Consider the following 20,885-nt stretch of genomic DNA (forward strand, 5'->3'; position numbering starts at 1 on the left):
TCCTTGTGTAGTTGGAGGTCGTGGTTGTTGCGGGTATGGCGAAAGCCGTGGCTAGACGATGGCCACCGAGGCCCCGGCCAGCAGCAGGACGCCGATATGGCAGTTGCTGCGGAACAGGTGGTTGCAGGGCCCCGGATCGTCGGGGCTGAACAGGCTGAGCTGATAGGCCAGGGATAGCCCGATCGGCAGCAGCAGGATGAAGAATCCGGGATTGGCCCCGGCCAGCAACCCTGCCGCGCCCCAGCACAACAGCGTCATGGTGTAGAAAGCGCCGATCCAGGCCTTGCCTTGGCCAGCGAACAGGGTCGCGGTGGAGCGCAGTCCCATCTTCAGGTCGTCTTCACGGTCGCTGTAGGCATACAAGGTGTCGTAGCCCAGTTGCCAGAACAGGCAACCGAGCCACAACGCCAGGGCGCCGGGTTGCAGGGCGCCGGTGGTCTCCACGCTGGCCATCAGCACGCCCCAATTGAACACCGCGCCGAGGAACGCCTGGGGCCAGTGGGTGAAGCGCTTGAGCAGCGGATAGACCAGGGTCAGGGGCACGCAGCACAGGGCCAGCAGCACCGTCAGCGGCTGCAGGGTCAACAACAAGGCGGCGGCCAACAACAGCTGGATCGCGAGGCAGGCCAGGGCTTGATGCAGGCTCAACGAGCCGTTGGCCAGGGGGCGCTGGCGGGTGCGGTTGACCTGGGCATCGAAGCGCCGGTCGAGGATGTCGTTGATGCTGCAACCGGCGCTGCGCATCAGCAGCGCGCCGAGGCAGAACACCAGCACCAGCCAGGCCGGGGGCACCTGCCCGGCAGACAGCACCAGCGAAGCCAGGGCCGGCAGCAGGGTCAGCCAGATACCGATGGGCCGGTCCAGGCGCATCAGCCGGGCGTAGGGTTGCCAGGTGCGAGGCAGCCGGGTGGCGACCCAGTCCCGGGCCGGGATGTCGTTGAGATCGGGGGCGTTCATGTTCGGTTCCAGGGTGGTCTTCCATGGCCGCTGCAGCGCCCTGCAATCCAGGGGGCGCAGCGGGCTTTCAGCGAACTTCGGGCAAGCCGCCAGCGTGATCGCCGGGCGTGGTCGCGGGGCGTTCTGGGTGCGGGTCGGATGCTGCTAAAGTTGCCCGCGCCCGCCCCCGGCGGCAAGCGAACAATCCGCAATAGCCTCCTGCAGGATATGCAATATGCTCCGTGACGAAGTGCCCGGCCTCCCGCGTTTCGACCTCAACCTGCTGCGGGTTTTCGCTGCCATCTACGAGGACCGCAGCATCCTCCTGGCCAGCAAGCGCTTGCATTTGAGCCAGTCGGCGGTCAGCCATGCCCTGACCCGGCTGCGCGAATCCCTGCAGGACGAGCTGTTCATCCGGACCGCTCGGGGCATGCAGCCCTCGGCCCGGGCCGAGGCGATCGCCGGCCCTTTGCGCGAAGCGTTGCTGAGCATCCAGCGCACCGTGGGCGTGGAGGCCTTCGACCCGGCTAGTGCCGTGCGCACTTTCACCCTGGCGAGCAACGACTACCTGAGTTCGGTGCTGCTGGCGCCATTGCTGCAGCGCCTGGCCCGGCAGGCACCGGGAGTGGACCTGGTGGTCCGGCCCTCGACCCGCCTGGACCTGGCCGAACAGATCGATGTCGGGCGCATCGACCTCGCCATCGGCATGTTCGCCGAGTTGCCGCGGCGGGTGCACAGCGCCTGCCTGTGGGAGCAGCGCGATGTATTGCTGATGTGCCCCGGTCACCCGCTGCTCGACCTGCCGCAGGTGACGCTGCCGGTCCTGGCGGACTGCCCCTTGGTCATCCTTTCGGTCGGTGGCCAGGAGGAAGGCGCGGTCAACGGCTACATCCTCGAGCGCGGCATCGCCCGGCAATCGGAGATGTTCCATCGCCAGCAGCTGGAACAGGCCATGGCGGCGATCGGTCGCCGGCCCCGGTACAAGCTCACCCTGCCCCATTCCCTGGTGCTGCCGCAGTTGCTGGAGCAGTCGCCGTTGGTGGCGATCGTGCCGCAACCCCTGGCCCGGGATCTTGAGCAGCGCTTCGGCCTGTGCCAGCGGCCCTTGCCGCTGGCGCTCGAGCCATCGCCGCTGCTGGCGATCTGGCATGGGCGCAACGACCCCGATCCGGCCCACCTGTGGTTGCGCCGCCAGTTGCTGGACGTGGCGGCGACCCTGGTCTGCCAGCCCTGAGGGTCAACCGTTTTCGTGGATGCCGACGAACTCCACATGCTCGCGCAGGTGCAGATTCAGGCGCAGTTCGTCGTTGATGCCCACGGCCACGCCATTGAGCCGCCGCAGAGGCTCGGCGAGCCCGGGCTCGAGGTTGTCGCCCACCTGGTTGAAGTGTTCGATACCCAGCCCGGCCACGGAGCGCGGGGCGTTGACCAGGGTCCAGTCCAGGGGGCTGCTGTGCAGGGCTTCGAGGATCTCCTCGGCAGCGTGATGGGGCAGGCTGGTATAGACGGGCGGGTCGTCGAGAATGGCGAAATTGCCCACCAGGACCAGCCGCTGGACCTTGGCTGCTTGCAGGCCTGCAACCAGCGCATCGGCCGCCTGCACCTGGGCCAGCGGATCGGCGACCCGGCCCGGCATCGCACTGCCCGGCAGGCCGGGAGCATCCAGCAGGCAGATCACCGCCGAGCAGCCGGCCACGCTCTGCTGCACCCCGTCGGCATCGAACAGGTTGCCGCCCTTGGTGCGCAAGCCAGGGCGCGGGGCCAGGGCGGTGAGATCGTCGAGAATGGCGATGACTTCGTGCTGGCGCCTCAAGCTTTCCGCCATCAGCGCACTGCCCAGGCTGCTCGTGGCACCATAGAGCGCCAGCTTGACCACTGGGGTTTCGGCATTTTTCATGGCCGGGCCTCCTCTTGTTTCCTACAGGTAGGCTTGTGACCTGTGGCGGGCCCTGAGGGTTCGTCTTATATCGCGAGGGTTTGCATGCAACGAATCAAGGGCTACCACGCCCACGTCTATTTTGACGCCAGCACCATCGAGCAGGCCCGGGCCCTGTGCGAGCAGGCGGCGCAGTTGTTCGACCTGCGCATGGGTCGGGTCCACGAGCGGCAAGTCGGGCCACATCCGGACTGGAGCTGCCAGCTGGCCTTCGGACCGGAACTGTTCGGCCAGGTGGTGCCCTGGTTGGCGCTCAATCGCCAGGGACTGGTGGTGTTCCTGCACCCGGAAACCGGCGACGAGCTACAGGACCACACTGACCATGCGATCTGGATGGGAGCGCTGCGGCCTCTGGACCTGAGCGTGTTCTGAGGCGCCCAGCAATGAAAAAGGGTTCCAGGACTGCTCCTGGAACCCTTTTTCGCTGCGGGCCCGGTCTTAGCCGAGCCGGGCCTTGCGCACGCCCTCGGACAGCGCCGAACACAGGCTCAGCACGCCATCCACCGCCTGGGCGGGGGATTCGGCGCTGGCGATGTGGTCGATCAGCGCCGAACCCACCACCACGCCGTCGGCCAGGCGGGCGATGGCCGCGGCCTGATCCGGGGTACGGATGCCGAAACCGATGCTGATGGGCAGGTCGGTATGCCGGCGCAGGCGGGCCACGGCTTGCTCCACATGTTCCAGGGTCGCGGCCCCGGCGCCGGTCACCCCGGCCACCGACACGTAGTAGACGAACCCCGAGCTGCCATCGAGCACCTTGGGCAGGCGCGCGTCGTCGGTGGTTGGCGTGGTCAGGCGGATGAAGTCGATGCCCGCGGCCTGGGCCGGGTCGCACAGCTCGCTGTTATGTTCGGGCGGAATGTCCACCACGATCAGGCCATCGACCCCGGCGGCCTTGGCATCGGCGATGAAGCGCGGTACGCCGTAGTGGTGGATCGGGTTGAAATAGCCCATCAGCACCAGTGGCGTGTCGCTGTTGTCCACGCGGAACTCGCGGACCATCTGCAGGGTTTTCGCCAGGTTCTGTTTGGCCCCGAGGGCTCGGATGTTGGCGAGCTGGATCGCCGGGCCGTCGGCCATGGGGTCGGTGAAGGGCATGCCCAGTTCGATCACGTCGGCGCCAGCGGCCGGCAGACCCTTGAGAATCGCCAGGGACGTGTCGTAGTTCGGGTCACCGGCGGTAATGAAGGTCACCAGGGCGGCGCGGTTCTGTTCCTTGAGTTCGGCAAAGCGCGTTTGCAGGCGGCTCATCAGTGTTTCTCCTGCTGGGACTGTTGCATGTGGTGCATCACGGTCTGCATGTCTTTGTCACCACGGCCCGAGAGGTTGACCACCATCAGGTGGTCCTTGGGCAGGTTGGGTGCGCGCTTGAATACCTCTGCCAGGGCATGGGAGGACTCCAGCGCCGGGATGATGCCTTCCAGGCGGCAGCACTGGTGGAATGCCTCGAGGGCCTCGGTATCGGTGATCGAGGTGTACTCGACCCGGCCGATGTCATGCAGCCAGGCGTGTTCCGGGCCGATGCCGGGATAGTCCAGGCCGGCGGAAATCGAGTGGGCGTCGATGATCTGGCCATCGTCGTCCTGCAGCAGGAAGGTGCGGTTGCCGTGCAGTACGCCGGGCACCCCGCCGTTGAGGCTGGCGGCATGCTTGCCGGTCTCGATGCCGTGGCCCGCGGCCTCGACGCCGATGATCTGCACGCCCTGGTCATCGAGGAACGGATGGAACAGGCCCATGGCGTTGGAGCCGCCGCCGATGCACGCCACCAGGCTGTCCGGCAGGCGCCCTTCGTGGGCCTGCATCTGCTCGCGGGTTTCCTTGCCGATCACTGCCTGGAAGTCGCGGACCATGGCGGGGTAAGGGTGGGGACCGGCCACGGTGCCGATCAGGTAGAAGGTGTTGTCGACATTGGTCACCCAGTCGCGCAGGGCTTCGTTCATCGCATCCTTGAGGGTGCCGGTGCCGGCCACGACCGGGATCACCTCGGCGCCCAGCAGCTTCATGCGAAACACGTTGGCCTGCTGGCGCTCGATGTCGGTGGTGCCCATGTAGATCACGCATTGCAGGCCGAAGCGCGCGGCCACGGTGGCGGTGGCCACGCCGTGCATGCCGGCGCCGGTCTCGGCGATGATGCGCTGCTTGCCCATGCGCTTGGCCAGGAGAATCTGGCCGATGCAGTTGTTGATCTTGTGCGCGCCGGTGTGGTTGAGCTCTTCACGCTTGAGGTAGATCTTGGCGCCGCCGCAGTGCTCGGTCAGGCGCTCGGCGAAGTACAGCGGGCTGGGACGGCCCACGTAGTCGCGCTGGAAATAGGCCAGCTCTTCGAGGAACTTGGGGTCCTGCTTGGCCTTTTCGTATTCACGGGCCAGGTCGAGGATCAGCGGCATCAGGGTTTCTGCGACATAACGGCCGCCGAACCCGCCGAACAGGCCGTTTTCGTCAGGACCATTACGCAATTGGGACTGGGTCATTGGAGCGCTCCCGGATGGATTCGTGGAAGAAAGCGTGGAAACAATGGAGCTCACTCTACCCCTGCCACCGGGCCCTGAAAACCGATAAGATCGCCACAACCTGTCAGGAAAACTCACAAATCAAATGAGCCGCGACCTGCCCCCCCTCAATGCCCTGCGGGCCTTCGAAGCCACCGCCCGGTTGAACAGCGTCAGCCAGGCCGCCGAGCAGCTGCATGTCACCCACGGCGCGGTCAGCCGACAATTGAAGGTGCTCGAGGAACACTTGGGGCTGAGCCTTTTCAGCAAGGATGGGCGCGGCATTAAACTCACAGATGCCGGGGTCCGCCTGCGGGACGCCAGCAGTGAGGCCTTCGAACGCTTGCGGGATGTCTGTGCCGAGCTCACTCAAGGCAGCGCCGATGCGCCTTTCGTCCTCGGTTGCTCCGGCAGCCTGTTGGCGCGCTGGTTGATTCCGCGCCTGGGCCGGCTGAATGCCGACCTGCCGGACCTGCGCCTGCACCTGTCCGCCGGCGAAGGCGATCTGGACCCACGGCGGCCGGGGCTGGATGCCCTGCTGGTATTCGCCGAGCCGCCCTGGCCGGCGGATATGCAGGTGCATGAGCTGGCCAGCGAACGTATCGGCCCGGTGCTCAGCCCGCGCTACGCCGGCTATCCGCGCCTGCACCAGGGGCCGGCGTCGGCGCTGGTGGCCGAGCCGTTGCTGCATACCACCTCGCGGCCCCAGGCCTGGCCCAGTTGGGCACGGCGCAACGGCATCGCTCCCGAGGCACTGAAATACGGCCAGGGGTTCGAGCATCTGTATTACTTGCTGGAAGCGGCGGTGGCCGGGCTGGGAGTGGCGATCGCTCCGGAACCCTTGGTGGCCGAGGACTTGCTGGCGGGGCGGCTGGTGGCGCCGTGGGGCTTTTGCGATACCCCGGGGCAGCTGGCGTTATGGTCGCCCAAGCGCGCCGCCGACGGGCGCGCCCGGCAGCTGGCGCAGTGGCTGAAGACCGAGCTGCGCCAGCCGGTTTGAGTTCTGCTGTGAAGAGCCGGACTCAGTTGTTGCGCTTGCACAGCAGGTAGGCGGCCAGCAGGCCGATGGCCCCGACGGCGACGCCGGCGGTGGTCCAGGGGTGTTCCTGGGCGTAGTCACGGGTGGCGATCCCGGTTTCGCGGGTTTTCACCTTGACCTCTTCATAGGCGTCGCTGAGCAGGCTGCGCGAATGTTTCAGCGCGCTTTCGGCATTGCTCTTGAGCGTCTTGAGGGTTTTGCGCGACTCCTCGGAAGCATCATCCTTGAGGCTTTCCAGGGATTTGAGCAGGCTCTCGATCTCGGCTTCCATACTTTCCAGCGAGGCTTTGCGTAACGACGAATTGGCCATGTGGGCTCTCCTGCAACGTGGTGATGAAGTGTGTAGGTTCCGACTGCACGGCCTTGGGAAAGTGCAGAAAATCTGAACTTCCCCCTGAGACAAGGCGCCACAAGTGCAGCGGGCAATCACTGCTAGGCTTTAGTTCATCACCGGAAAAGGAGAGTGCCATGAGTGATCATCACACCTACAAGAAGGTCGAACTGGTCGGTTCTTCGCCCAACAGCATCGAAGACGCGATCAACAACGCGCTGGCCGAGGCGCACAAGAGCATCAAGCATCTGGAGTGGTTCGAAGTGACTGAAACCCGTGGCCATATCAAGGACGGCAAGGCGGCGCATTTCCAGGTCACCCTCAAGGTCGGCTTCCGCATTGCCAATAGTTGAGGGCTTGAGCTAGGCTCTGGAACTTGTGCGCTGGCCGAGTGCCATAGGAAATGGCAAAGCGCTACAACTGTCTTGAGCCTCTGTCAGGCTGGCGTCCACGCCGCCTCTTTTGATCCGACCAGGGAATGTGACCGATGAAAAAACTAGTTTTAGCTGCTGCTTTGTTCAGTCTTGCGGGAACTGCCCTTGCCGCCGGCAAGCCATGCGAGGAGCTCAAGGGCGAAATCGCCGCGAAGATCGATGCCAATGGCGTCCCTCACTACTCGCTGGAAGTGGTCGACAAGGGCGCTGCGGCGGATGGCAAGGTGGTCGGCTCCTGCGAAGCCGGTACCAAGGAGATCGTCTACAAGCGCGGTTGACCCCTTGTAGCCTCCGGAAAGAACCAAGCCGACGCCAGGCGTCGGCTTTTTGTGCCCGTGATCCAGGTCCGCTCAGCCCTTCATCACCTGGGACAGCAGCTCGTAGGAGTGCAGGCGGTCGGCGTGCTCGTAGAGGTCGCAGGTGAAGATCAGCTCGTCGGCGCCGGTCTGCTCCACCAGCACTTCCAGCTTGGCGCGGATCTTCGCCGGGCTGCCGATCATCGCCAGGCCGAGGAAACTCCCCACCGCTTCCTTCTCATGGGGCAGCCACAGGCCGTCCATGCTCTTGACCGGCTTACGCTGGACCAGGCTCTGGCCGCGCATCAGGGCGAGGATGCGCTGGTACACCGAGGTCGCCAGGTAATCGGCCTGTTCGTCGGTATCGGCGGCCACCAGCGGTACGCCGAGCATCACGTAGGGTTTGTCGAGTACCGCCGAAGGCTTGAAGTGATTGCGATATACGCGGATCGCCTCATGCATGTAGCGCGGTGCGAAGTGCGAGGCGAAGGCGTAGGGCAGGCCCCGCTCCCCGGCCAGCTGCGCGCTGAACAAGCTGGAACCCAGCAGCCACACCGGCACGTTGCTGCCGGTGCCGGGCATCGCGATCACCCGCTGCTCCGGGGAACGTGGGCCCAGGTAGGCCATCAGCTCGGCCACATCCTCGGGGAAGTCGTCGGCGCTGCCGGAACGTTCCCGGCGCAGGGCCCGCGCGGTCATCTGGTCCGAGCCCGGAGCCCGGCCCAGGCCCAGGTCGATGCGTCCCGGGTACAGGCTCTCCAGGGTGCCGAACTGCTCGGCGATCACCAGTGGCGCATGGTTGGGCAGCATGACTCCACCGGAGCCGACGCGGATGGTCGAGGTGCCACCGGCCAGGTAGCCGATGAGCACCGAAGTGGCGGAGCTGGCGATGCCGTCCATGTTGTGGTGCTCGGCGACCCAGAATCGGGTGTAGCCGAACTTCTCCACATGCTGGGCCAGGTCCAGGGAATTGCGCAGGGATTGGGCCGGGCTGGCGTCTTCACGCACGGGCACCAGGTCGAGGGTCGAGAACTTCACAGCGGACAGCGATTGCATAAGCCTGCTTCTCCTTGGGGTGTGCAGGCTTTTACACGCGCAAAACCTGCCGAAATCTGTCAGTCAGGACTATGCAATGTGGGCATATACCCGAGTTTCAATAGCCAGAGTGAATTTGTCGGGTAAATGGTCGCTGCAGACCGGCTGAACTTTGCCCGCGGATCTGTCCTCAGAACCCTTGAGGCGCGGGAATTCCCCTGCACCGCTTCCTCGAGGAGAGATACATGGCTATCAAGAAAAAAGCTTCGGCCCATTGGCAAGGCGACCTGAAAACCGGCGTGGGATCGATCTCCACCGAAACCGGGGTCCTGCGCGACGCCCCCTACGGCTTCACGGCGCGCTTCGAAGGCGGCAAGGGCACCAATCCCGAGGAGTTGATCGGCGCGGCCCATGCCGGCTGCTTCTCCATGGCGTTTTCCATGATCCTCGGCGAGGCCGGGCTCAAGGCCGAGAGTATCGATACCCAGGCCGAAGTGACCCTGGACCAGGTCGACGGCGGTTTCGCCATCACTGCCGTGCACCTGGTCCTCAAGGCCAGGATCCCGGGAGCCAGCCAGCAGCAGTTCGACGAACTGAGCCGCAAGGCCAAGGAAGGTTGCCCGGTATCCAAGGTGCTCAAGGCCAGTATCACGCTGGACGCGACCCTGGTCGGTTGAACGTGGCCGCCGGCTTCCGCATCGGGAGCCGGCAGGCCCAGGCTGTGTGCCAGTTCAGAACCGGGTCATGGAAAATGTGGTCGAATACCTGACTGCGGCTTGAGTGTGCGTTCGCACGCGCCGCAACAAGGGAGTTTGCAATCATGAAACGTTTTGCCTTGGCGGTAGCAAGTTGTGCGCTGGCCACATCGGCCCTGGCCGCGCCCAAGCCCTGCGAGGAACTCAAGGCCGAGATCGAAGCCAAGATCCAGGCCCGGGGCGTCTCCTCCTACACCCTGGAAATCGTCACCAATGACGAGGTCCACGACGACAACATGGTGGTCGGCAGCTGCGAGAACGGCACGAAGAAGATCATCTACCAGAAGAACGATCGCTGAACCGGCTCAGGGTACGCAGTTGATCATCCGCTCTTCGGCGACGATCTCGCGCTGGGCGTTGTACAGCCTGGCGCTGGGGGTGAACCCCAGGTTGCGGGCCTCCAGCCGGTAGCGCTGGCCGGCCTGGAAGTGGTCGTAGCGCAGGCTCAGGTAGCACAGCCGCTCCTGTGGGTCGGTGGTCATGCCCATGCCGCCGGCGAACACCTCGAAGTCAAAACGCACCATCAGCTCGTGGCTGCCGGGTGTGACCTGGAAGAACCGGCCATCGCCCAGGCGCTGGTTGTCCAGGCGCTCGGCCATCAGCAGCCGGCCTCCTGGCGCTGGGGTGGCCAGGTCGATCCAGGCCTGTTGCGGGTCGACGCTGGGCAGTGGCGTGCTGCAGGCAGTGAGGGTGGCAAGGGCGAGGATCAGCAGTGGCAGGCGCATGAACAAGGGGCCAGGTCAGCGAAGGGGCTCCAGCATAGCGCCGATCAGCTGCGCTGGCAGCCTGCCGGTTGCGCCTTGCCCAGCAGGGTGTGCTGTTCGTCGTAGAGCCTGGCCCAGGGATGGAAGCCGATGTTGCCGGCCCGTACCTGGTAGCGCTGGCCAGCGCTGAAACCGGTGAATTTCACGTTCAACTGGCAGTCGCGCCACAGCGGCTCCTCCACATCGGCGCCGATGTTGCCCGGGGCTACGGCGAACTGGTAGCGCAGGGTCAATTCATGGGTACCGGGCTGGACCTGGAAGTAGCGCGGGTCCCCGGCGCCCTTGGCGTCCACTTCCACGGCTTGCAAGGTGGTGTCCTGGGGTGGCGCGAGGTCGATCCAGGCTTGCGCCGGGTCGGGATCGGGCAGGCTGGCGCAGCCATTCAGGGCCAGCAATCCGGTGGTCAGCAGCAACACGCGCATGGCGAAACTCCAGGCAGGCGAGATAGTCTTGCGGGCAGACTCTCTGTGGATGATTCGATTTGACTAGGCCGTGTCCAAGCCATGGGGTACTTGATCGCGTTTTGCGCGTTTGGTTTCCGATCCTGGTGCTTTTGCTGCTCAACGGTTGCAGCAGCGCCGGCTATTACAGCCAGCTGGCCAGTGGCCAATTACAGTTGTTGCGGGCTCGTACACCGGTAACCCAGGTGTTGGCCGATCCATCCCGCGATGCCACCCTGCGTGCCCACCTGGCCCAGTCGCAGCGGGCCCGGACCTTCGCCAGCGAGCACCTGCACCTGCCGGACAACCGCAGCTATCGGTTGTACGTCGATATCGGCCGGCCTTACGTGGTGTGGAACGTGTTCGCCACGCCGGAGTTTTCCCTGGCCCCGCAAACCCATTGCTTTCCCATCGCCGGTTGCGTGGCCTATCGCGGCTACTACAGCCAGGGCGCGGCCCGGGGCGAGGCCGCACTGTTGCAGCTAAAGGGCCTGGACGTGGCCGTTGGCGGGGTGGAGGCCTATTCGACCCTGGGCTGGTTCGACGATCCGATCATCAGTTCGATGCTGCACTGGGGCGACGAGCGCCTGGCGACCCTGATCTTCCATGAACTGGCCCACCAGCGCTTCTACGTGAAGGACGACACCGAGTTCAACGAGTCCTTCGCCACCTTCGTCGAGCAGGAAGGTACCCGGCAATGGCGGGCCTATCGCGGCTTGCCGCCGGCTACCGATGGCCAGCTGCGTCAGCGCGACCAGTTCACCCAGCTGGTGCTCGACACTCGCAAGCGCCTGGAACAGCTCTATGCCCTGCCCTTGCCCGCTGAGCAGATGCGCCAGCGCAAGGCCCAGGAGTTCGAGCGCATGCGCCAGGACTACCGCCAGCTACGGGACAGCCAGTGGGCCGGCTCCAATCGCTACGACGCCTGGATCAACACCCCGTTGAACAACGCCCGGCTCTTGCCCTTCGGCCTGTACGACCAGTGGGTGCCGGCCTTCGCCGCGTTGTTCAAGCAAGTGCACGGCGACTGGCCGGCCTTCTATGGGGCGGTTGAAAAGCTCGGCCGCCAGCCGGTCGAAAAACGCAAGGCGGCGCTGACAGCCTTGATGGGTGGCCTCTAGAAGCACGCCAAGGAATACGCTTGCTTTCGTAGGAGCGGGGCTTGCCCGCGATGAGGTCGGATCGTCAAATCCAGATCGCATCCCAAAGCGCGTAGTCGCCAACCCGCTTCACCAATCCCGCGCGTAACGGGTTGGCCACGGGTAGGCGTGCTGGCCCGCGATGCACTCGGTTCAGCGCGGCAGGAAGGCCTGGTGCAGTTGCTCCAGGGTCTGGAAGTGATAGGCCGGTGCTTCGGCGCTCAGTTCCTCGTGGCTGCCGAAGCCGTAACCCACCGCCGCTGCGTCCAGGCCATTGCGCCTCGCGCCGATCAGGTCGTGCTTGCGGTCGCCGATCATCAGGGTGTCGGCCGGATCCAGGCGTTCCTGTTCCAGCAGGTGGGCAATCAACTCCACCTTGTCGGTACGGGTGCCATCCAGCTCGCTGCCGTAGATCACCTTGAAGTGCTTGGCGAAGTCGAAGTGGCGGGCGATCTCCCGGGCGAACACCCAGGGCTTGGAGGTGGCGATGTACAGCTGCCGGCCCTGGCCGCCGAGGGTCTCGAGCAGCGGCATGACGCCGTCGAAGACACGGTTCTCGTACAGGCCGGTGACCTTGAAGCGTTCGCGATAGAAATTCACCGCGTCCCAGGCCCGGGCTTCGTCGAAGCCATAGAACTGCATGAAGGCCTGCAGTAGCGGCGGGCCAATGAAGTGTTCGAGCTTGGCAAGGTCCGGCTCGTCGATGCCCAGCTTGCCCAGGGCGAACTGGATCGAGCGGGTGATGCCTTCGCGAGGGTCGGTGAGAGTGCCGTCGAGGTCGAACAATACGGTTTGGTAATGCATGGGAATTCCTGGGCTGTGCAACGGTTGATCAGGGCCGGTCGTAGCCTTCGGCCAGGTGCTGGTCCTTGAGCTTCACGTAGTTGCCGGCGCTGTAGGTGAAGAACGCACGTTCCTTTTCGGTCAGGGCGCGCACCTGCTTCACCGGGCTGCCGACATAGAGGAAGCCGCTGGCCAGGCGCTTGCCCGGCGGCACCAGGCTGCCGGCGCCGACCATCACGTCATCCTCCACCACCGCGCCGTCCATGACGATGCTGCCCATGCCGATCAGGACCCGGCTGCCGATGTTGCAACCATGGAGCATGACCTTGTGGGCGATGGTCACGTCATCGCCGATCAACAGCGGGAAACCCTCGGGGTTGAAGGGGCCGGCGTGGGTGATGTGCAGCACGCTGGCATCTTGCACGCTGGTGCGGGCGCCGATGCGGATGCGGTGCATGTCGCCGCGGATCACGGTCAGGGGCCAGACCGAGCTGTCGGCGCCGATCTCGACGTCGCCGATGACTACCGCCGAGTGGTCGACGAAGGCCCGTTCGCCGAGTTTCGGCCTGTGGTCCTGATAGGTGCGGATGGCCAAGTGCGGGTCCCTCTCTAGGATTATTAATAGGGGCTATAGCTGCCATGGCTGTCGATTGTAATTAAGATGGTGCTACGTTTCCCAAGCATGTTTCTTCCAGCCAAGGTGCCCACCGTGAGTGTGAACAACCCTCTTCTGCAGCCCTATGACCTGCCGCCGTTCTCGGCGATCCGTGCCGAACACGTACAGCCGGCCATCGAACAGATCCTGGCTGACAACCGCGCCGCCATTGCCGAGATCCTCAAGACCCAGGCCACTGCGCCGACCTGGGCCGGCCTGGTGCTGGCCATGGACGAGCTCAACGATCGCCTGGGCGCCGCCTGGAGCCCGGTCAGCCATCTCAATGCCGTGTGCAACAGCGCCGACCTGCGCGAGGCCTATGAGGCCTGCCTGCCGGCATTGAGCGCCTACTCCACCGAAATGGGCCAGAACCGCGAGCTGTTCCAGGCCTTCGACGCCCTGGCCAAGAGCCCGGAGGCGGCGGGTTTCGACGTGGCGCAAAAGACTATCCTCGAACACTCCCTGCGCGATTTCCGCCTGTCGGGCATCGACCTGCCGCCGGAGCAGCAGAAGCGCTACGCGCAAGTGCAGAGCAAGCTGTCCGAGCTGGGCAGCCGCTTCTCCAACCAGTTGCTCGATGCCACCCAGGCCTGGACCAAGCACATCACCGACGAAGCGGCGCTGGCCGGCCTGACCGACTCGGCCAAGGCGCAGATGGCCGCCGCGGCCCAGGCCAAGGACCTGGACGGCTGGCTGATCACCCTGGAGTTCCCCAGCTACTACGCAGTCATGACCTACGCCCAGGACCGCGCCCTGCGTGAAGAGGTCTACGCCGCCTACTGCACCCGGGCCTCCGACCAGGGCCCCAACGCCGGCCAGCATGACAACGGCCCGGTGATGCAGGAGATCCTCGACTTGCGCCAGGAACTGGCCAAGCTGCTGGGTTTCGCCAGCTTCGCCGAGTTGAGCCTGGCCACCAAGATGGCCGAGTCCAGCGACCAGGTGCTGGGCTTCCTGCGGGACCTGGCCAAGCGTAGCAAGCCGTTCGCCGCCCAGGACCTGGTACAGCTCAAGGCCTATGCCGCCGAGCAAGGTTGCCCTGACCTGCAAAGCTGGGACAGCGGCTTCTATGGCGAGAAGCTGCGCGAGCAGCGCTACAGCGTGTCCCAGGAAGCCCTGCGCGCCTACTTCCCCATCGACAAGGTGCTGTCCGGCCTGTTCGCCATCGTCCAGCGCCTGTATGGCATCGAGATCGCCGAGCAGAAGGGCTTCGATGCCTGGCACCCGGATGTACGCCTGTTCGAGATCAAGGAGAACGGCCAGCACGTCGGGCGTTTCTTCTTCGACCTCTACGCCCGCGCCAACAAGCGTGGCGGTGCCTGGATGGATGGCGCCCGCGACCGTCGGCGCACCGCCGGCGGTACCCTGCAGAGCCCGGTGGCCAACCTGGTGTGCAACTTCACTCCGGCCGCGCCTGGCAAGCCTGCGCTGCTGACCCACGATGAAGTCACCACCTTGTTCCACGAGTTCGGCCACGGCCTGCACCATTTGCTGACCCGCATCGAGCATGCCGGCGTCTCCGGGATCAACGGCGTGGCCTGGGATGCCGTGGAGCTGCCGAGCCAGTTCATGGAGAACTGGTGCTGGGAGCCCGAGGGCCTGGCGCTGATCTCCGGTCATTACGAAACCGGCGAAGCCCTGCCCCAGGACCTGCTGGACAAGATGCTGGCGGCCAAGAACTTCCAGTCCGGGATGATGATGGTGCGCCAGCTGGAGTTCTCGCTGTTCGACTTCGAACTGCACGCCACCCACGGCGATGGCCGCAGCGTGCTGCAGGTGCTGGAGTCCGTGCGCGACGAGGTCTCGGTGATGCGTCCGCCGGCCTACAACCGCTTCGCCAACAGCTTCGCCCACATCTTCGCTGGTGGTTATGCCGCCGGTTACTACAGCTACAAGTGGGCCGAAGTACTGTCGGCCGACGCCTTCTCGCGTTTCGAGGAAGAGGGTGTGCTCAACGCCGCGACCGGTCGTGCTTTCCGCGAGGCGATCCTGGCCCGTGGCGGTTCCCAGGAGCCGATGGTGCTGTTCGTCGATTTCCGCGGACGGGCCCCGTCGATTGACGCACTCTTGCGCCACAGCGGCCTCAGCGAGGACGCGGCAGCATGAGTGAAGCCCCCGTGAAGACCAAGAAACGCTTTATCGCCGGCGCGGTTTGCCCGGCGTGCAGTGAGCAGGACAAGCTGATGATGTGGAGCGAAGACGACGTGCCCCATCGCGAATGCGTGGCCTGCGGTTACTCCGACACCTTGAACGAGCAGGGACTGTCGGTACCCAAGGAATTGAGCACGCGGGTGAACACCGCGGCCCTCAAGGTGGCGGATGCCAAGGTGCAGTCGGTGCAGTTCTTCCCCAACCCCAAGTTGAAGAAGAAAACCGACGAACCCCAGTAACCGGGAACCCCTGTAGGAGTGCAGCTTGCGCGCGATAGCGGTGTGTCAGACACATCGCGGCGCACAAGCTTGGCTCCTACGGGAAAGCCTTCTCCCGCGTCGCAATCAGTTCGCCGGCTTGCCGGCGCTGACCGTCTCGAACCAACTCTTCACCGAACAGGTGGCGAACACGCTGGTGCTGCAGTCGCCGTTGGCCAGTGCCGTGCGCAGCTTCTCCACATCGGCCTGCATCATGTAGCGAATGCCGTCCTTGAAGTGGGCGCTGTCGCCGAATCCGCCCTGGGTCATTTCACTCAAGGCTTCCTCTTTGCTCCAGCCCTGGACCACCACCCGGTACATCGCCGACATCAGCCCGGTGCGGTCCGAGCCATGCTTGCAGTGCATCAGCACCGGGCCCTGGGCTTCGGCGCTCTGGATCGCGCGCAAGGCCTTGAGCACATCGGCGTCATCCACGTGGTTGGTGCGATAAGGCAGCTGTACCTGATGGATGCCTGGCGCCGCCAGCCAACTGCTGTCCGATTCGGGCAGGAAGTTGATCACCGTCCCCACCTTGAGTTTTTCCAGCAACGGCACGGCGTCTTGGTCCGGCAGGGCGCTGCGATACAGGGTCGGTGACATCTGGTACAGGTTGTACTGTTTTTCCACCGGTTGGGCCCAATGCTCGGGACGGCCGGCGGCCTGCGCCAAAGGAGCGAGCAGGGCCAGCAATGCCAGGCAAAGAGCGGGAAGCAAGCGAGTTCTCGACATGGACGGTCACGGGTGAGGGATCGATGGCCGGCAGTCTCGGTCTGTGCCGGTCAATGCCCCGTGAGGCCTGTGTCAAAGAATCGTGAAGCTGGTCTGATCCTGTCTTTTTTGAGGCAGCTGATCTTTTTTTTGGAACTGAAACGATTCACCTCGATACTTAGGCTGCTATCATTTGTAACTATTGTTTGCTGATGTGTTCATAAAACCGGGTTTTGCCCGGCTTTTTGCGTTGCCAAAACACAAAGTCGCGCCATGACGCGGCTGAAATCCATCAATGCCTGATGAGGTGCATCCATGTCCGATCAAGATCGAGACAACCCGCGGCGTGAGTTTTTGCGTAAATCCCTGACCTTGATCCCGGTAGTCACCGTGGTCAGCACCGGCCTGGGCAGCAGCATGCTGGCCGTGGCTCCCGAGGCTGTCGCCGCCGACAAGCCCGCTGCGCCGAGCAAGCAGGCGAGTGGCAGCCACTATGAGCCCAGCTACTTCAGCGCCGAGGAATGGGCCTTCATCAAGGCGGCGGTGGAACGCCTGATCCCGGCGGACGACCTGGGCCCGGGCGCCCTGGAAGCCGGCGTGCCGGAATACATCGACCGGCAGATGAACACCTCCTACGCCGCCGGTGCCCTGTGGTACATGCAAGGCCCGTTCAAGGCCGATGCCGCGCCAGAGATGGGCTGGCAGAGCAAGCTGGTGCCCAAGGAGATCTATCGCCTGGGCATCGCCGCCACGGACGCCTGGTGCAAGCAGCTCAAGGGCCAAGCATTTGCTGCTCAAGACAGCGCTACCCGAGACGATCTGCTCAAGCAGCTGGAGGCGGGTACGCCGCAGTTCGACACGGTTCCGGCCAAGCTGTTCTTCAACCTGCTGTTGCAGAACACCAAGGAGGGTTTCTTCAGCGACCCGATCCACGGTGGCAACAAGGGCCTGGTGGGCTGGACCCTGATCGGCTTCCCCGGCGCGCGCGCTGATTTCATGGATTGGGTGGAGCGTAACGAGCAGTACCCCTTCCCGGCAGTATCGATTCGCGGCGAGAGGGCTTGAGCATGGCGACAGTGATGAAGAAGGTCGACGCAGTGATCGTCGGGTTTGGCTGGACCGGCGCCATCATGGCCAAGGAACTGACCGAGGCGGGGCTCAACGTGCTGGCGCTGGAGCGCGGGCCGATGCAGGACACCTACCCGGACGGCAGCTATCCCCAGGTGATCGACGAGCTCACCTACAGCGTGCGCAAGAAGCTCTTCCAGGACATTTCCAAGGAAACCGTGACCATTCGCCACAGCGTCAACGACGTGGCCCTGCCCAACCGCCAGCTGGGCGCGTTCCTGCCGGGCAATGGCGTGGGCGGCGCCGGCCTGCATTGGTCTGGCGTGCATTTTCGTGCCGACCCCATCGAGTTGCGCATGCGCAGCCACTATGAAGAACGCTACGGCAAGAATTTCATCCCCAAGGACATGACCATCCAGGACTTCGGCGTCACGTACGAAGAGCTGGAGCCGTTCTTCGACTATGCGGAAAAGGTCTTCGGCACCTCGGGCCAGGCCTGGACCGTGAAGGGCCAGCTGGTGGGCGAAGGCAAGGGCGGCAACCCCTACGCGCCGGATCGCTCGGACCACTTCCCGCTGGAATCGCAGAAGAACACCTATTCCGCCCAGCTGTTCCAGAAAGCTGCCAATGAAGTGGGCTACAAGCCCTACAACCTGCCGTCGGCCAATACCTCGGGACCCTACACCAACCCCTATGGCGCGCAGATGGGGCCGTGCAACTTCTGCGGTTTCTGCAGTGGCTACGTTTGCTACATGTATTCCAAGGCCTCGCCCAACGTGAATATCCTGCCGGCCCTCAAGCCGCTGCCGAACTTCGAGTTGCGGGCCAATTCCCATGTGCTCAAGGTCAACCTGGACAGCAGCAAGACCCTGGCCACCGGCGTCACCTACGTCGACGCCCAGGGGCGCGAGATCGAGCAACCGGCGGACCTGGTGATCCTCGGCGCCTTCCAGTTCCACAACGTGCGCCTGATGCTGCTCTCGGGCATCGGCAAGCCCTACGACCCGATCACCGGCGAAGGCGTGGTGGGCAAGAACTTCGCCTACCAGAACATGGCCACCATCAAGGCCTACTTCGACAAGGACGTGCACACCAACAACTTCATCGGCGCCGGTGGCAACGGCGTGGCGGTGGACGACTTCAATGCCGACAACTTCGACCACGGCCCCCATGGCTTCGTCGGTGGTTCGCCATTCTGGGTCAACCAGGCCGGCAGCCGGCCGATCGCCGGGACGTCCAACCCGCCAGGCACTCCGGCCTGGGGCAGCGCCTGGAAGAAGGCCACGGCCGACTACTACACCCACCAGGTGTCCATGGACGCCCACGGTGCGCACCAGTCCTACCGGGGCAACTACCTCGACCTGGACCCGGTCTACCGCGATGCCTACGGCTTGCCCCTGCTGCGGATGACCTTCGACTGGCAGGAAAACGACATCAAGATGAACCGCTTCATGGTCGAGAAGATGGGCAAGATCGCCCAGGCGATGAACCCCAAGGCCATCGCCCTGCTGGGCAAGCAGGTCGGTGAGCACTTCAACACCGCCTCCTACCAGACCACTCACTTGAACGGTGGCGCGATCATGGGCACCGACCCCAAGACCAGCGCCCTGAACCGCTACTTGCAGAGCTGGGACGTGCACAACGTGTTCGTGCCTGGAGCCTCGGCCTTTCCCCAGGGCCTGGGCTACAACCCCACCGGGCTGGTGGCGGCGCTGACCTACTGGTCGGCGCGGGCGATCCGCGAGCAGTACTTGAAGAACCCCGGCCCGCTGGTCCAGGCATAAGGAGCGATGACCATGAAAGCACTCGTTATCGCCAGTCTGGCGCTGTTGGGCAGCGCCTCTCTCCAGGCCGCCGAAGTCGACCAGGCCCTGGTCAAGCAGGGCGAATACCTGGCCCGTGCTGGTGACTGCGTCGCCTGCCACACCGCCAAGGACGGCAAGCCGTTCGCCGGCGGCCTGCCGATGGAAACCCCGATCGGGGTGATCTATTCCACCAACATCACTCCGGACAAGACCGGTATCGGCGACTACAGCTTCGAGGACTTCGACCAAGCCGTGCGCCATGGCGTGGCCAAGAACGGCAGCACGCTGTACCCGGCCATGCCCTTCCCGTCCTACGCCCGGGTCAACGACGCCGACATGCAGGCGCTCTACGCCTACTTCATGCACGGCGTGGCGCCGGTGGTGCGGGACAACCAGGACAGTGACATTCCCTGGCCCCTGAGCATGCGCTGGCCGTTGTCGATCTGGCGCTGGATGTTCGCCCCGAGCGTGGCGCCAGCCGCCGTGGCTGCCGACAGCGACCCGTTGATCAGCCGTGGTGCCTACCTGGTGGAAGGCCTGGGCCACTGTGGCGCCTGCCATACGCCACGGGCGCTGACCATGCAGGAGAAGGCCCTGAGCGCCAGCGAAGGTAGTGCTTTCCTGTCCGGCAGCGCGCCGCTGGAGGGCTGGATCGCCAAGAGCCTGCGTGGCGATCACAAGGACGGCCTGGGCAGCTGGAGCGAAGAGCAACTGGTGCAGTTCCTCAAGACCGGTCGCAGCGATCGCAGCGCGGTGTTCGGTGGCATGAGCGATGTGGTGGTCCACAGCATGCAGTACATGAGCGACCAGGACCTGACGGCCATCGCCCGCTATCTCAAGTCGCTGCCGGCCAACGATCCCGCCGACCAGCCGCACCAGTACGACAAGCAAGTGGCCGACGCCCTGTGGAAAGGCGACGACAGCAAGCCGGGCGCCTCGGTGTATATCGACAACTGCGCCGCCTGCCACCGTACCGATGGCCATGGCTACACCCGGGTGTTCCCGGCGCTGGCCGGCAACCCGGTGCTGCAATCGGAAGACGCCACCTCGCTGATCAACATCGTGCTCAAGGGCGGCACCCTGCCCGCCACCCACAGCGCGCCGTCGACCCTCACCATGCCGCCCTTCGCCTGGCGGTTGTCGGACCAGGAGGTGGCCGACGTGGTCAGCTTCATCCGCAGCAGCTGGGGCAACCAGGGCGCGCCGGTGAAGGCCGCGGACGTGGCCGGGCTGCGTGACGGGCGCCTGCAGAGCACCTCCAACGACGACCTGGGCAACGTGATTCCACGTCACTAGTGGCAGGACCGGCGCCTGCAACGGGCGCCGGTTCGACATGGGCCTTCAGCCCCCGGGGAATGGCTGGATCCCCAGCTGGCTTTGTAGCTGGTAGCCGGCGATGCAGTCCGCCAATCCGGCGCTCATCAGGTCTTCCCAACTCGCGGGCAGCAGGCCGATGTCGTCGTGGTGAGGGCGCCAGTGCGCCTCGGCGAACTTCGCCTCGGCTGCATCGAAGGGCTGCAGGCCGCTCACCGCGGCTTGCCGGATGTCCCGGGTGCACAGGTCGAACTCGCAGGCCAGGCCCCAGAGCTGGCCATCCGCGGCCCTGACGATGATCAGGTCGGCGCCTTGCCCGTAGCTCGGCAGGTAGGCGTGCGCCGCATAGAAGATCTTTTCCAGTGTGCCGGGTGTCCTGGGCATTGCCGTGCTCCTTTGATTGCCGCTCGGGAAGCCTTTCCGGCTGCCGGCCTGCAGGGTGTCCTGATTAGTGTGCTGCGGGGTCTGTTCCCCCTCGGCATGGCTGCGCCGCCGAGTCAGGCAGCCGTGTCCAGGGCTGCTGCGATCTTACCGAACACGCCATGGAGGC

Annotated in this window: 26 protein-coding genes and 1 pseudogene; 14 read left to right on the forward strand and 13 right to left on the reverse strand. The window is 64.7% G+C overall.

Annotation, left to right across the window (positions count from 1 at the left end):
- Positions 1–51: 51 nt before the first annotated feature.
- The gene (ubiA, locus tag C4K40_RS00180; protein WP_053137861.1) at positions 52–957 is read right to left on the reverse strand and encodes a 4-hydroxybenzoate octaprenyltransferase; all 906 of its coding nucleotides are present in this window, start codon (positions 955–957) and stop codon (positions 52–54) included.
- On the opposite strand from ubiA, the gene C4K40_RS31760 reads away from it, so the two are divergent.
- Together C4K40_RS31760 and C4K40_RS00185 are read left to right on the forward strand one after the other, a co-directional pair.
- Positions 956–1,105 (forward strand): hypothetical protein, encoded by a 150-nt coding sequence (locus tag C4K40_RS31760; protein ID WP_157064376.1) that lies wholly within the window; start codon positions 956–958, stop codon positions 1,103–1,105. The genes ubiA and C4K40_RS31760 overlap by 2 nt on opposite strands.
- A 66-nt stretch (positions 1,106–1,171) precedes the next feature.
- Positions 1,172–2,170 (forward strand): LysR family transcriptional regulator, encoded by a 999-nt coding sequence (locus tag C4K40_RS00185; RefSeq protein WP_053137864.1) that lies wholly within the window; start codon positions 1,172–1,174, stop codon positions 2,168–2,170.
- A gap of 3 nt (positions 2,171–2,173) precedes the next feature.
- On the opposite strand, the gene C4K40_RS00190 is transcribed toward C4K40_RS00185, so the two are convergent.
- Complete coding sequence (locus C4K40_RS00190; RefSeq protein WP_053137867.1) at positions 2,174–2,833, reverse strand: NAD(P)-dependent oxidoreductase; 660 nt, start codon at positions 2,831–2,833, stop codon at positions 2,174–2,176.
- Positions 2,834–2,917: 84 nt separating this feature from the next.
- On the opposite strand from C4K40_RS00190, the gene C4K40_RS00195 reads away from it, so the two are divergent.
- Positions 2,918–3,244 carry a DOPA 4,5-dioxygenase family protein gene (locus tag C4K40_RS00195; protein WP_053137869.1) on the forward strand — a complete coding sequence of 109 codons (327 nt, stop codon included), beginning with the start codon at positions 2,918–2,920 and terminating at the stop codon, positions 3,242–3,244.
- Between the two features lie 66 nt (positions 3,245–3,310).
- On the opposite strand, the gene trpA is transcribed toward C4K40_RS00195, so the two are convergent.
- Entirely contained in the window at positions 3,311–4,123 is an 813-nt protein-coding gene (gene trpA, locus C4K40_RS00200; protein ID WP_053137872.1) for a tryptophan synthase subunit alpha, read from the reverse strand.
- Positions 4,123–5,343: a tryptophan synthase subunit beta gene (trpB, locus tag C4K40_RS00205; RefSeq protein WP_022642233.1), complete on the reverse strand. Its 1,221-nt coding sequence runs from the start codon at positions 5,341–5,343 to the stop codon at positions 4,123–4,125. The genes trpA and trpB overlap by 1 nt, the downstream gene beginning before the upstream one ends.
- Before the next feature lie 124 nt (positions 5,344–5,467).
- On the opposite strand from trpB, the gene C4K40_RS00210 reads away from it, so the two are divergent.
- Complete coding sequence (locus tag C4K40_RS00210; protein ID WP_022642234.1) at positions 5,468–6,361, forward strand: LysR family transcriptional regulator; 894 nt, start codon at positions 5,468–5,470, stop codon at positions 6,359–6,361.
- Between the two features lie 22 nt (positions 6,362–6,383).
- Here C4K40_RS00210 and C4K40_RS00215 read toward each other — a convergent pair whose 3' ends face one another.
- Entirely contained in the window at positions 6,384–6,710 is a 327-nt protein-coding gene (locus C4K40_RS00215) for a YqjD family protein (protein WP_022642235.1), read from the reverse strand.
- A 158-nt stretch (positions 6,711–6,868) separates the two neighbouring features.
- Between C4K40_RS00215 and C4K40_RS00220 the strand changes: the two genes are divergently transcribed.
- Together C4K40_RS00220 and C4K40_RS00225 are read left to right on the forward strand one after the other, a co-directional pair.
- Positions 6,869–7,084, forward strand: coding sequence for a dodecin (locus tag C4K40_RS00220; RefSeq protein WP_022642236.1), 216 nt, complete (start codon positions 6,869–6,871; stop codon positions 7,082–7,084).
- 134 nt (positions 7,085–7,218) lie between these two features.
- Positions 7,219–7,443, forward strand: coding sequence for a DUF1161 domain-containing protein (locus tag C4K40_RS00225; RefSeq protein WP_031320863.1), 225 nt, complete (start codon positions 7,219–7,221; stop codon positions 7,441–7,443).
- A 72-nt stretch (positions 7,444–7,515) separates the two neighbouring features.
- On the opposite strand, the gene C4K40_RS00230 is transcribed toward C4K40_RS00225, so the two are convergent.
- Positions 7,516–8,517 carry an LLM class flavin-dependent oxidoreductase gene (locus tag C4K40_RS00230; RefSeq protein WP_022642238.1) on the reverse strand — a complete coding sequence of 334 codons (1,002 nt, stop codon included), beginning with the start codon at positions 8,515–8,517 and terminating at the stop codon, positions 7,516–7,518.
- A 224-nt stretch (positions 8,518–8,741) separates the two neighbouring features.
- On the opposite strand from C4K40_RS00230, the gene C4K40_RS00235 reads away from it, so the two are divergent.
- Both C4K40_RS00235 and C4K40_RS00240 read left to right on the forward strand, forming a co-directional pair.
- Complete coding sequence (locus tag C4K40_RS00235; protein WP_022642239.1) at positions 8,742–9,173, forward strand: OsmC family protein; 432 nt, start codon at positions 8,742–8,744, stop codon at positions 9,171–9,173.
- A 143-nt stretch (positions 9,174–9,316) separates the two neighbouring features.
- A complete protein-coding gene (locus tag C4K40_RS00240) occupies positions 9,317–9,550 on the forward strand; it encodes a DUF1161 domain-containing protein (RefSeq protein WP_022642240.1) in 234 nt (77 codons plus the stop codon).
- Between the two features lie 6 nt (positions 9,551–9,556).
- Here C4K40_RS00240 and C4K40_RS00245 read toward each other — a convergent pair whose 3' ends face one another.
- Both C4K40_RS00245 and C4K40_RS00250 read right to left on the reverse strand, forming a co-directional pair.
- On the reverse strand, positions 9,557–9,976 hold the full coding sequence (locus C4K40_RS00245) for a hypothetical protein (protein WP_022642241.1): 420 nt from the start codon (positions 9,974–9,976) through the stop codon (positions 9,557–9,559).
- 44 nt (positions 9,977–10,020) lie between these two features.
- Complete coding sequence (locus C4K40_RS00250; RefSeq protein ID WP_053137875.1) at positions 10,021–10,437, reverse strand: hypothetical protein; 417 nt, start codon at positions 10,435–10,437, stop codon at positions 10,021–10,023.
- Between the two features lie 59 nt (positions 10,438–10,496).
- Here C4K40_RS00250 and C4K40_RS00255 point away from each other — a divergent pair, with 59 nt between their 5' ends.
- Complete coding sequence (locus tag C4K40_RS00255) at positions 10,497–11,576, forward strand: aminopeptidase (RefSeq protein ID WP_053137879.1); 1,080 nt, start codon at positions 10,497–10,499, stop codon at positions 11,574–11,576.
- A 64-nt stretch (positions 11,577–11,640) separates the two neighbouring features.
- On the opposite strand, the pseudogene C4K40_RS31820 reads toward C4K40_RS00255, so the two are convergent.
- The 3 genes and pseudogenes from C4K40_RS31820 to C4K40_RS00270 all read right to left on the reverse strand — a co-directional run.
- Positions 11,641–11,727, reverse strand: a pseudogene (locus C4K40_RS31820) (transposase); the annotation flags it as partial.
- 20 nt (positions 11,728–11,747) lie between these two features.
- A complete protein-coding gene (locus C4K40_RS00265) occupies positions 11,748–12,398 on the reverse strand; it encodes an HAD family hydrolase (protein ID WP_053137882.1) in 651 nt (216 codons plus the stop codon).
- A gap of 28 nt (positions 12,399–12,426) precedes the next feature.
- Positions 12,427–12,972, reverse strand: coding sequence for a gamma carbonic anhydrase family protein (locus tag C4K40_RS00270; protein WP_022642246.1), 546 nt, complete (start codon positions 12,970–12,972; stop codon positions 12,427–12,429).
- A gap of 87 nt (positions 12,973–13,059) precedes the next feature.
- Here C4K40_RS00270 and prlC point away from each other — a divergent pair, with 87 nt between their 5' ends.
- Entirely contained in the window at positions 13,060–15,138 is a 2,079-nt protein-coding gene (gene prlC, locus C4K40_RS00275) for an oligopeptidase A (RefSeq protein ID WP_022642247.1), read from the forward strand.
- Positions 15,135–15,422 carry a YheV family putative zinc ribbon protein gene (locus tag C4K40_RS00280; RefSeq protein WP_022642248.1) on the forward strand — a complete coding sequence of 96 codons (288 nt, stop codon included), beginning with the start codon at positions 15,135–15,137 and terminating at the stop codon, positions 15,420–15,422. The genes prlC and C4K40_RS00280 overlap by 4 nt, the downstream gene beginning before the upstream one ends.
- A 105-nt stretch (positions 15,423–15,527) precedes the next feature.
- On the opposite strand, the gene C4K40_RS00285 is transcribed toward C4K40_RS00280, so the two are convergent.
- Positions 15,528–16,169, reverse strand: coding sequence for a tyrosine-protein phosphatase (locus tag C4K40_RS00285; RefSeq protein ID WP_053137884.1), 642 nt, complete (start codon positions 16,167–16,169; stop codon positions 15,528–15,530).
- A 294-nt stretch (positions 16,170–16,463) separates the two neighbouring features.
- Between C4K40_RS00285 and C4K40_RS00290 the strand changes: the two genes are divergently transcribed.
- Genes C4K40_RS00290 through C4K40_RS00300 form a run of 3 tightly spaced genes read left to right on the forward strand, consistent with a single transcriptional unit; the run spans position 16,464 to position 20,317 of the window.
- Positions 16,464–17,213 carry a gluconate 2-dehydrogenase subunit 3 family protein gene (locus C4K40_RS00290; protein WP_053137887.1) on the forward strand — a complete coding sequence of 250 codons (750 nt, stop codon included), beginning with the start codon at positions 16,464–16,466 and terminating at the stop codon, positions 17,211–17,213.
- 2 nt (positions 17,214–17,215) lie between these two features.
- A complete protein-coding gene (locus tag C4K40_RS00295; protein WP_031320868.1) occupies positions 17,216–19,000 on the forward strand; it encodes a GMC family oxidoreductase in 1,785 nt (594 codons plus the stop codon).
- A 12-nt stretch (positions 19,001–19,012) separates the two neighbouring features.
- Positions 19,013–20,317, forward strand: a complete 1,305-nt coding sequence (locus C4K40_RS00300) for a cytochrome c (protein ID WP_022642252.1) — start codon at positions 19,013–19,015, stop codon at positions 20,315–20,317.
- A 45-nt stretch (positions 20,318–20,362) separates the two neighbouring features.
- Here the strand turns inward: C4K40_RS00300 and C4K40_RS00305 are convergent, their stop codons facing one another.
- Positions 20,363–20,719, reverse strand: coding sequence for a hypothetical protein (locus C4K40_RS00305; protein WP_053137890.1), 357 nt, complete (start codon positions 20,717–20,719; stop codon positions 20,363–20,365).
- Positions 20,720–20,885: the final 166 nt, after the last annotated feature.

The organism is Pseudomonas sp. CMR5c, assembly GCF_003850545.1.
Lineage (GTDB): Bacteria > Pseudomonadota > Gammaproteobacteria > Pseudomonadales > Pseudomonadaceae > Aquipseudomonas > Aquipseudomonas piscis.

Bases quoted from the DNA above. Each gene is read 5' to 3' on its own strand.
- C4K40_RS31760 (WP_157064376.1), top strand. From the start codon at position 956: ATGTTCGGTTCCAGGGTGGTCTTCCATGGCCGCTGCAGCGCCCTGCAA.
- ubiA (WP_053137861.1), bottom strand. From the start codon at position 957: ATGAACGCCCCCGATCTCAACGACATCCCGGCCCGGGACTGGGTCGCC.
- C4K40_RS00185 (WP_053137864.1), top strand. From the start codon at position 1,172: ATGCTCCGTGACGAAGTGCCCGGCCTCCCGCGTTTCGACCTCAACCTG.
- C4K40_RS00190 (WP_053137867.1), bottom strand. From the start codon at position 2,833: ATGAAAAATGCCGAAACCCCAGTGGTCAAGCTGGCGCTCTATGGTGCC.
- C4K40_RS00195 (WP_053137869.1), top strand. From the start codon at position 2,918: ATGCAACGAATCAAGGGCTACCACGCCCACGTCTATTTTGACGCCAGC.
- trpA (WP_053137872.1), bottom strand. From the start codon at position 4,123: ATGAGCCGCCTGCAAACGCGCTTTGCCGAACTCAAGGAACAGAACCGC.
- trpB (WP_022642233.1), bottom strand. From the start codon at position 5,343: ATGACCCAGTCCCAATTGCGTAATGGTCCTGACGAAAACGGCCTGTTC.
- C4K40_RS00210 (WP_022642234.1), top strand. From the start codon at position 5,468: ATGAGCCGCGACCTGCCCCCCCTCAATGCCCTGCGGGCCTTCGAAGCC.
- C4K40_RS00215 (WP_022642235.1), bottom strand. From the start codon at position 6,710: ATGGCCAATTCGTCGTTACGCAAAGCCTCGCTGGAAAGTATGGAAGCC.
- C4K40_RS00220 (WP_022642236.1), top strand. From the start codon at position 6,869: ATGAGTGATCATCACACCTACAAGAAGGTCGAACTGGTCGGTTCTTCG.
- C4K40_RS00225 (WP_031320863.1), top strand. From the start codon at position 7,219: ATGAAAAAACTAGTTTTAGCTGCTGCTTTGTTCAGTCTTGCGGGAACT.
- C4K40_RS00230 (WP_022642238.1), bottom strand. From the start codon at position 8,517: ATGCAATCGCTGTCCGCTGTGAAGTTCTCGACCCTCGACCTGGTGCCC.
- C4K40_RS00235 (WP_022642239.1), top strand. From the start codon at position 8,742: ATGGCTATCAAGAAAAAAGCTTCGGCCCATTGGCAAGGCGACCTGAAA.
- C4K40_RS00240 (WP_022642240.1), top strand. From the start codon at position 9,317: ATGAAACGTTTTGCCTTGGCGGTAGCAAGTTGTGCGCTGGCCACATCG.
- C4K40_RS00245 (WP_022642241.1), bottom strand. From the start codon at position 9,976: ATGCGCCTGCCACTGCTGATCCTCGCCCTTGCCACCCTCACTGCCTGC.
- C4K40_RS00250 (WP_053137875.1), bottom strand. From the start codon at position 10,437: ATGCGCGTGTTGCTGCTGACCACCGGATTGCTGGCCCTGAATGGCTGC.
- C4K40_RS00265 (WP_053137882.1), bottom strand. From the start codon at position 12,398: ATGCATTACCAAACCGTATTGTTCGACCTCGACGGCACTCTCACCGAC.
- prlC (WP_022642247.1), top strand. From the start codon at position 13,060: ATGTTTCTTCCAGCCAAGGTGCCCACCGTGAGTGTGAACAACCCTCTT.
- C4K40_RS00280 (WP_022642248.1), top strand. From the start codon at position 15,135: ATGAGTGAAGCCCCCGTGAAGACCAAGAAACGCTTTATCGCCGGCGCG.
- C4K40_RS00285 (WP_053137884.1), bottom strand. From the start codon at position 16,169: ATGTCGAGAACTCGCTTGCTTCCCGCTCTTTGCCTGGCATTGCTGGCC.
- C4K40_RS00290 (WP_053137887.1), top strand. From the start codon at position 16,464: ATGTCCGATCAAGATCGAGACAACCCGCGGCGTGAGTTTTTGCGTAAA.
- C4K40_RS00295 (WP_031320868.1), top strand. From the start codon at position 17,216: ATGGCGACAGTGATGAAGAAGGTCGACGCAGTGATCGTCGGGTTTGGC.
- C4K40_RS00300 (WP_022642252.1), top strand. From the start codon at position 19,013: ATGAAAGCACTCGTTATCGCCAGTCTGGCGCTGTTGGGCAGCGCCTCT.
- C4K40_RS00305 (WP_053137890.1), bottom strand. From the start codon at position 20,719: ATGCCCAGGACACCCGGCACACTGGAAAAGATCTTCTATGCGGCGCAC.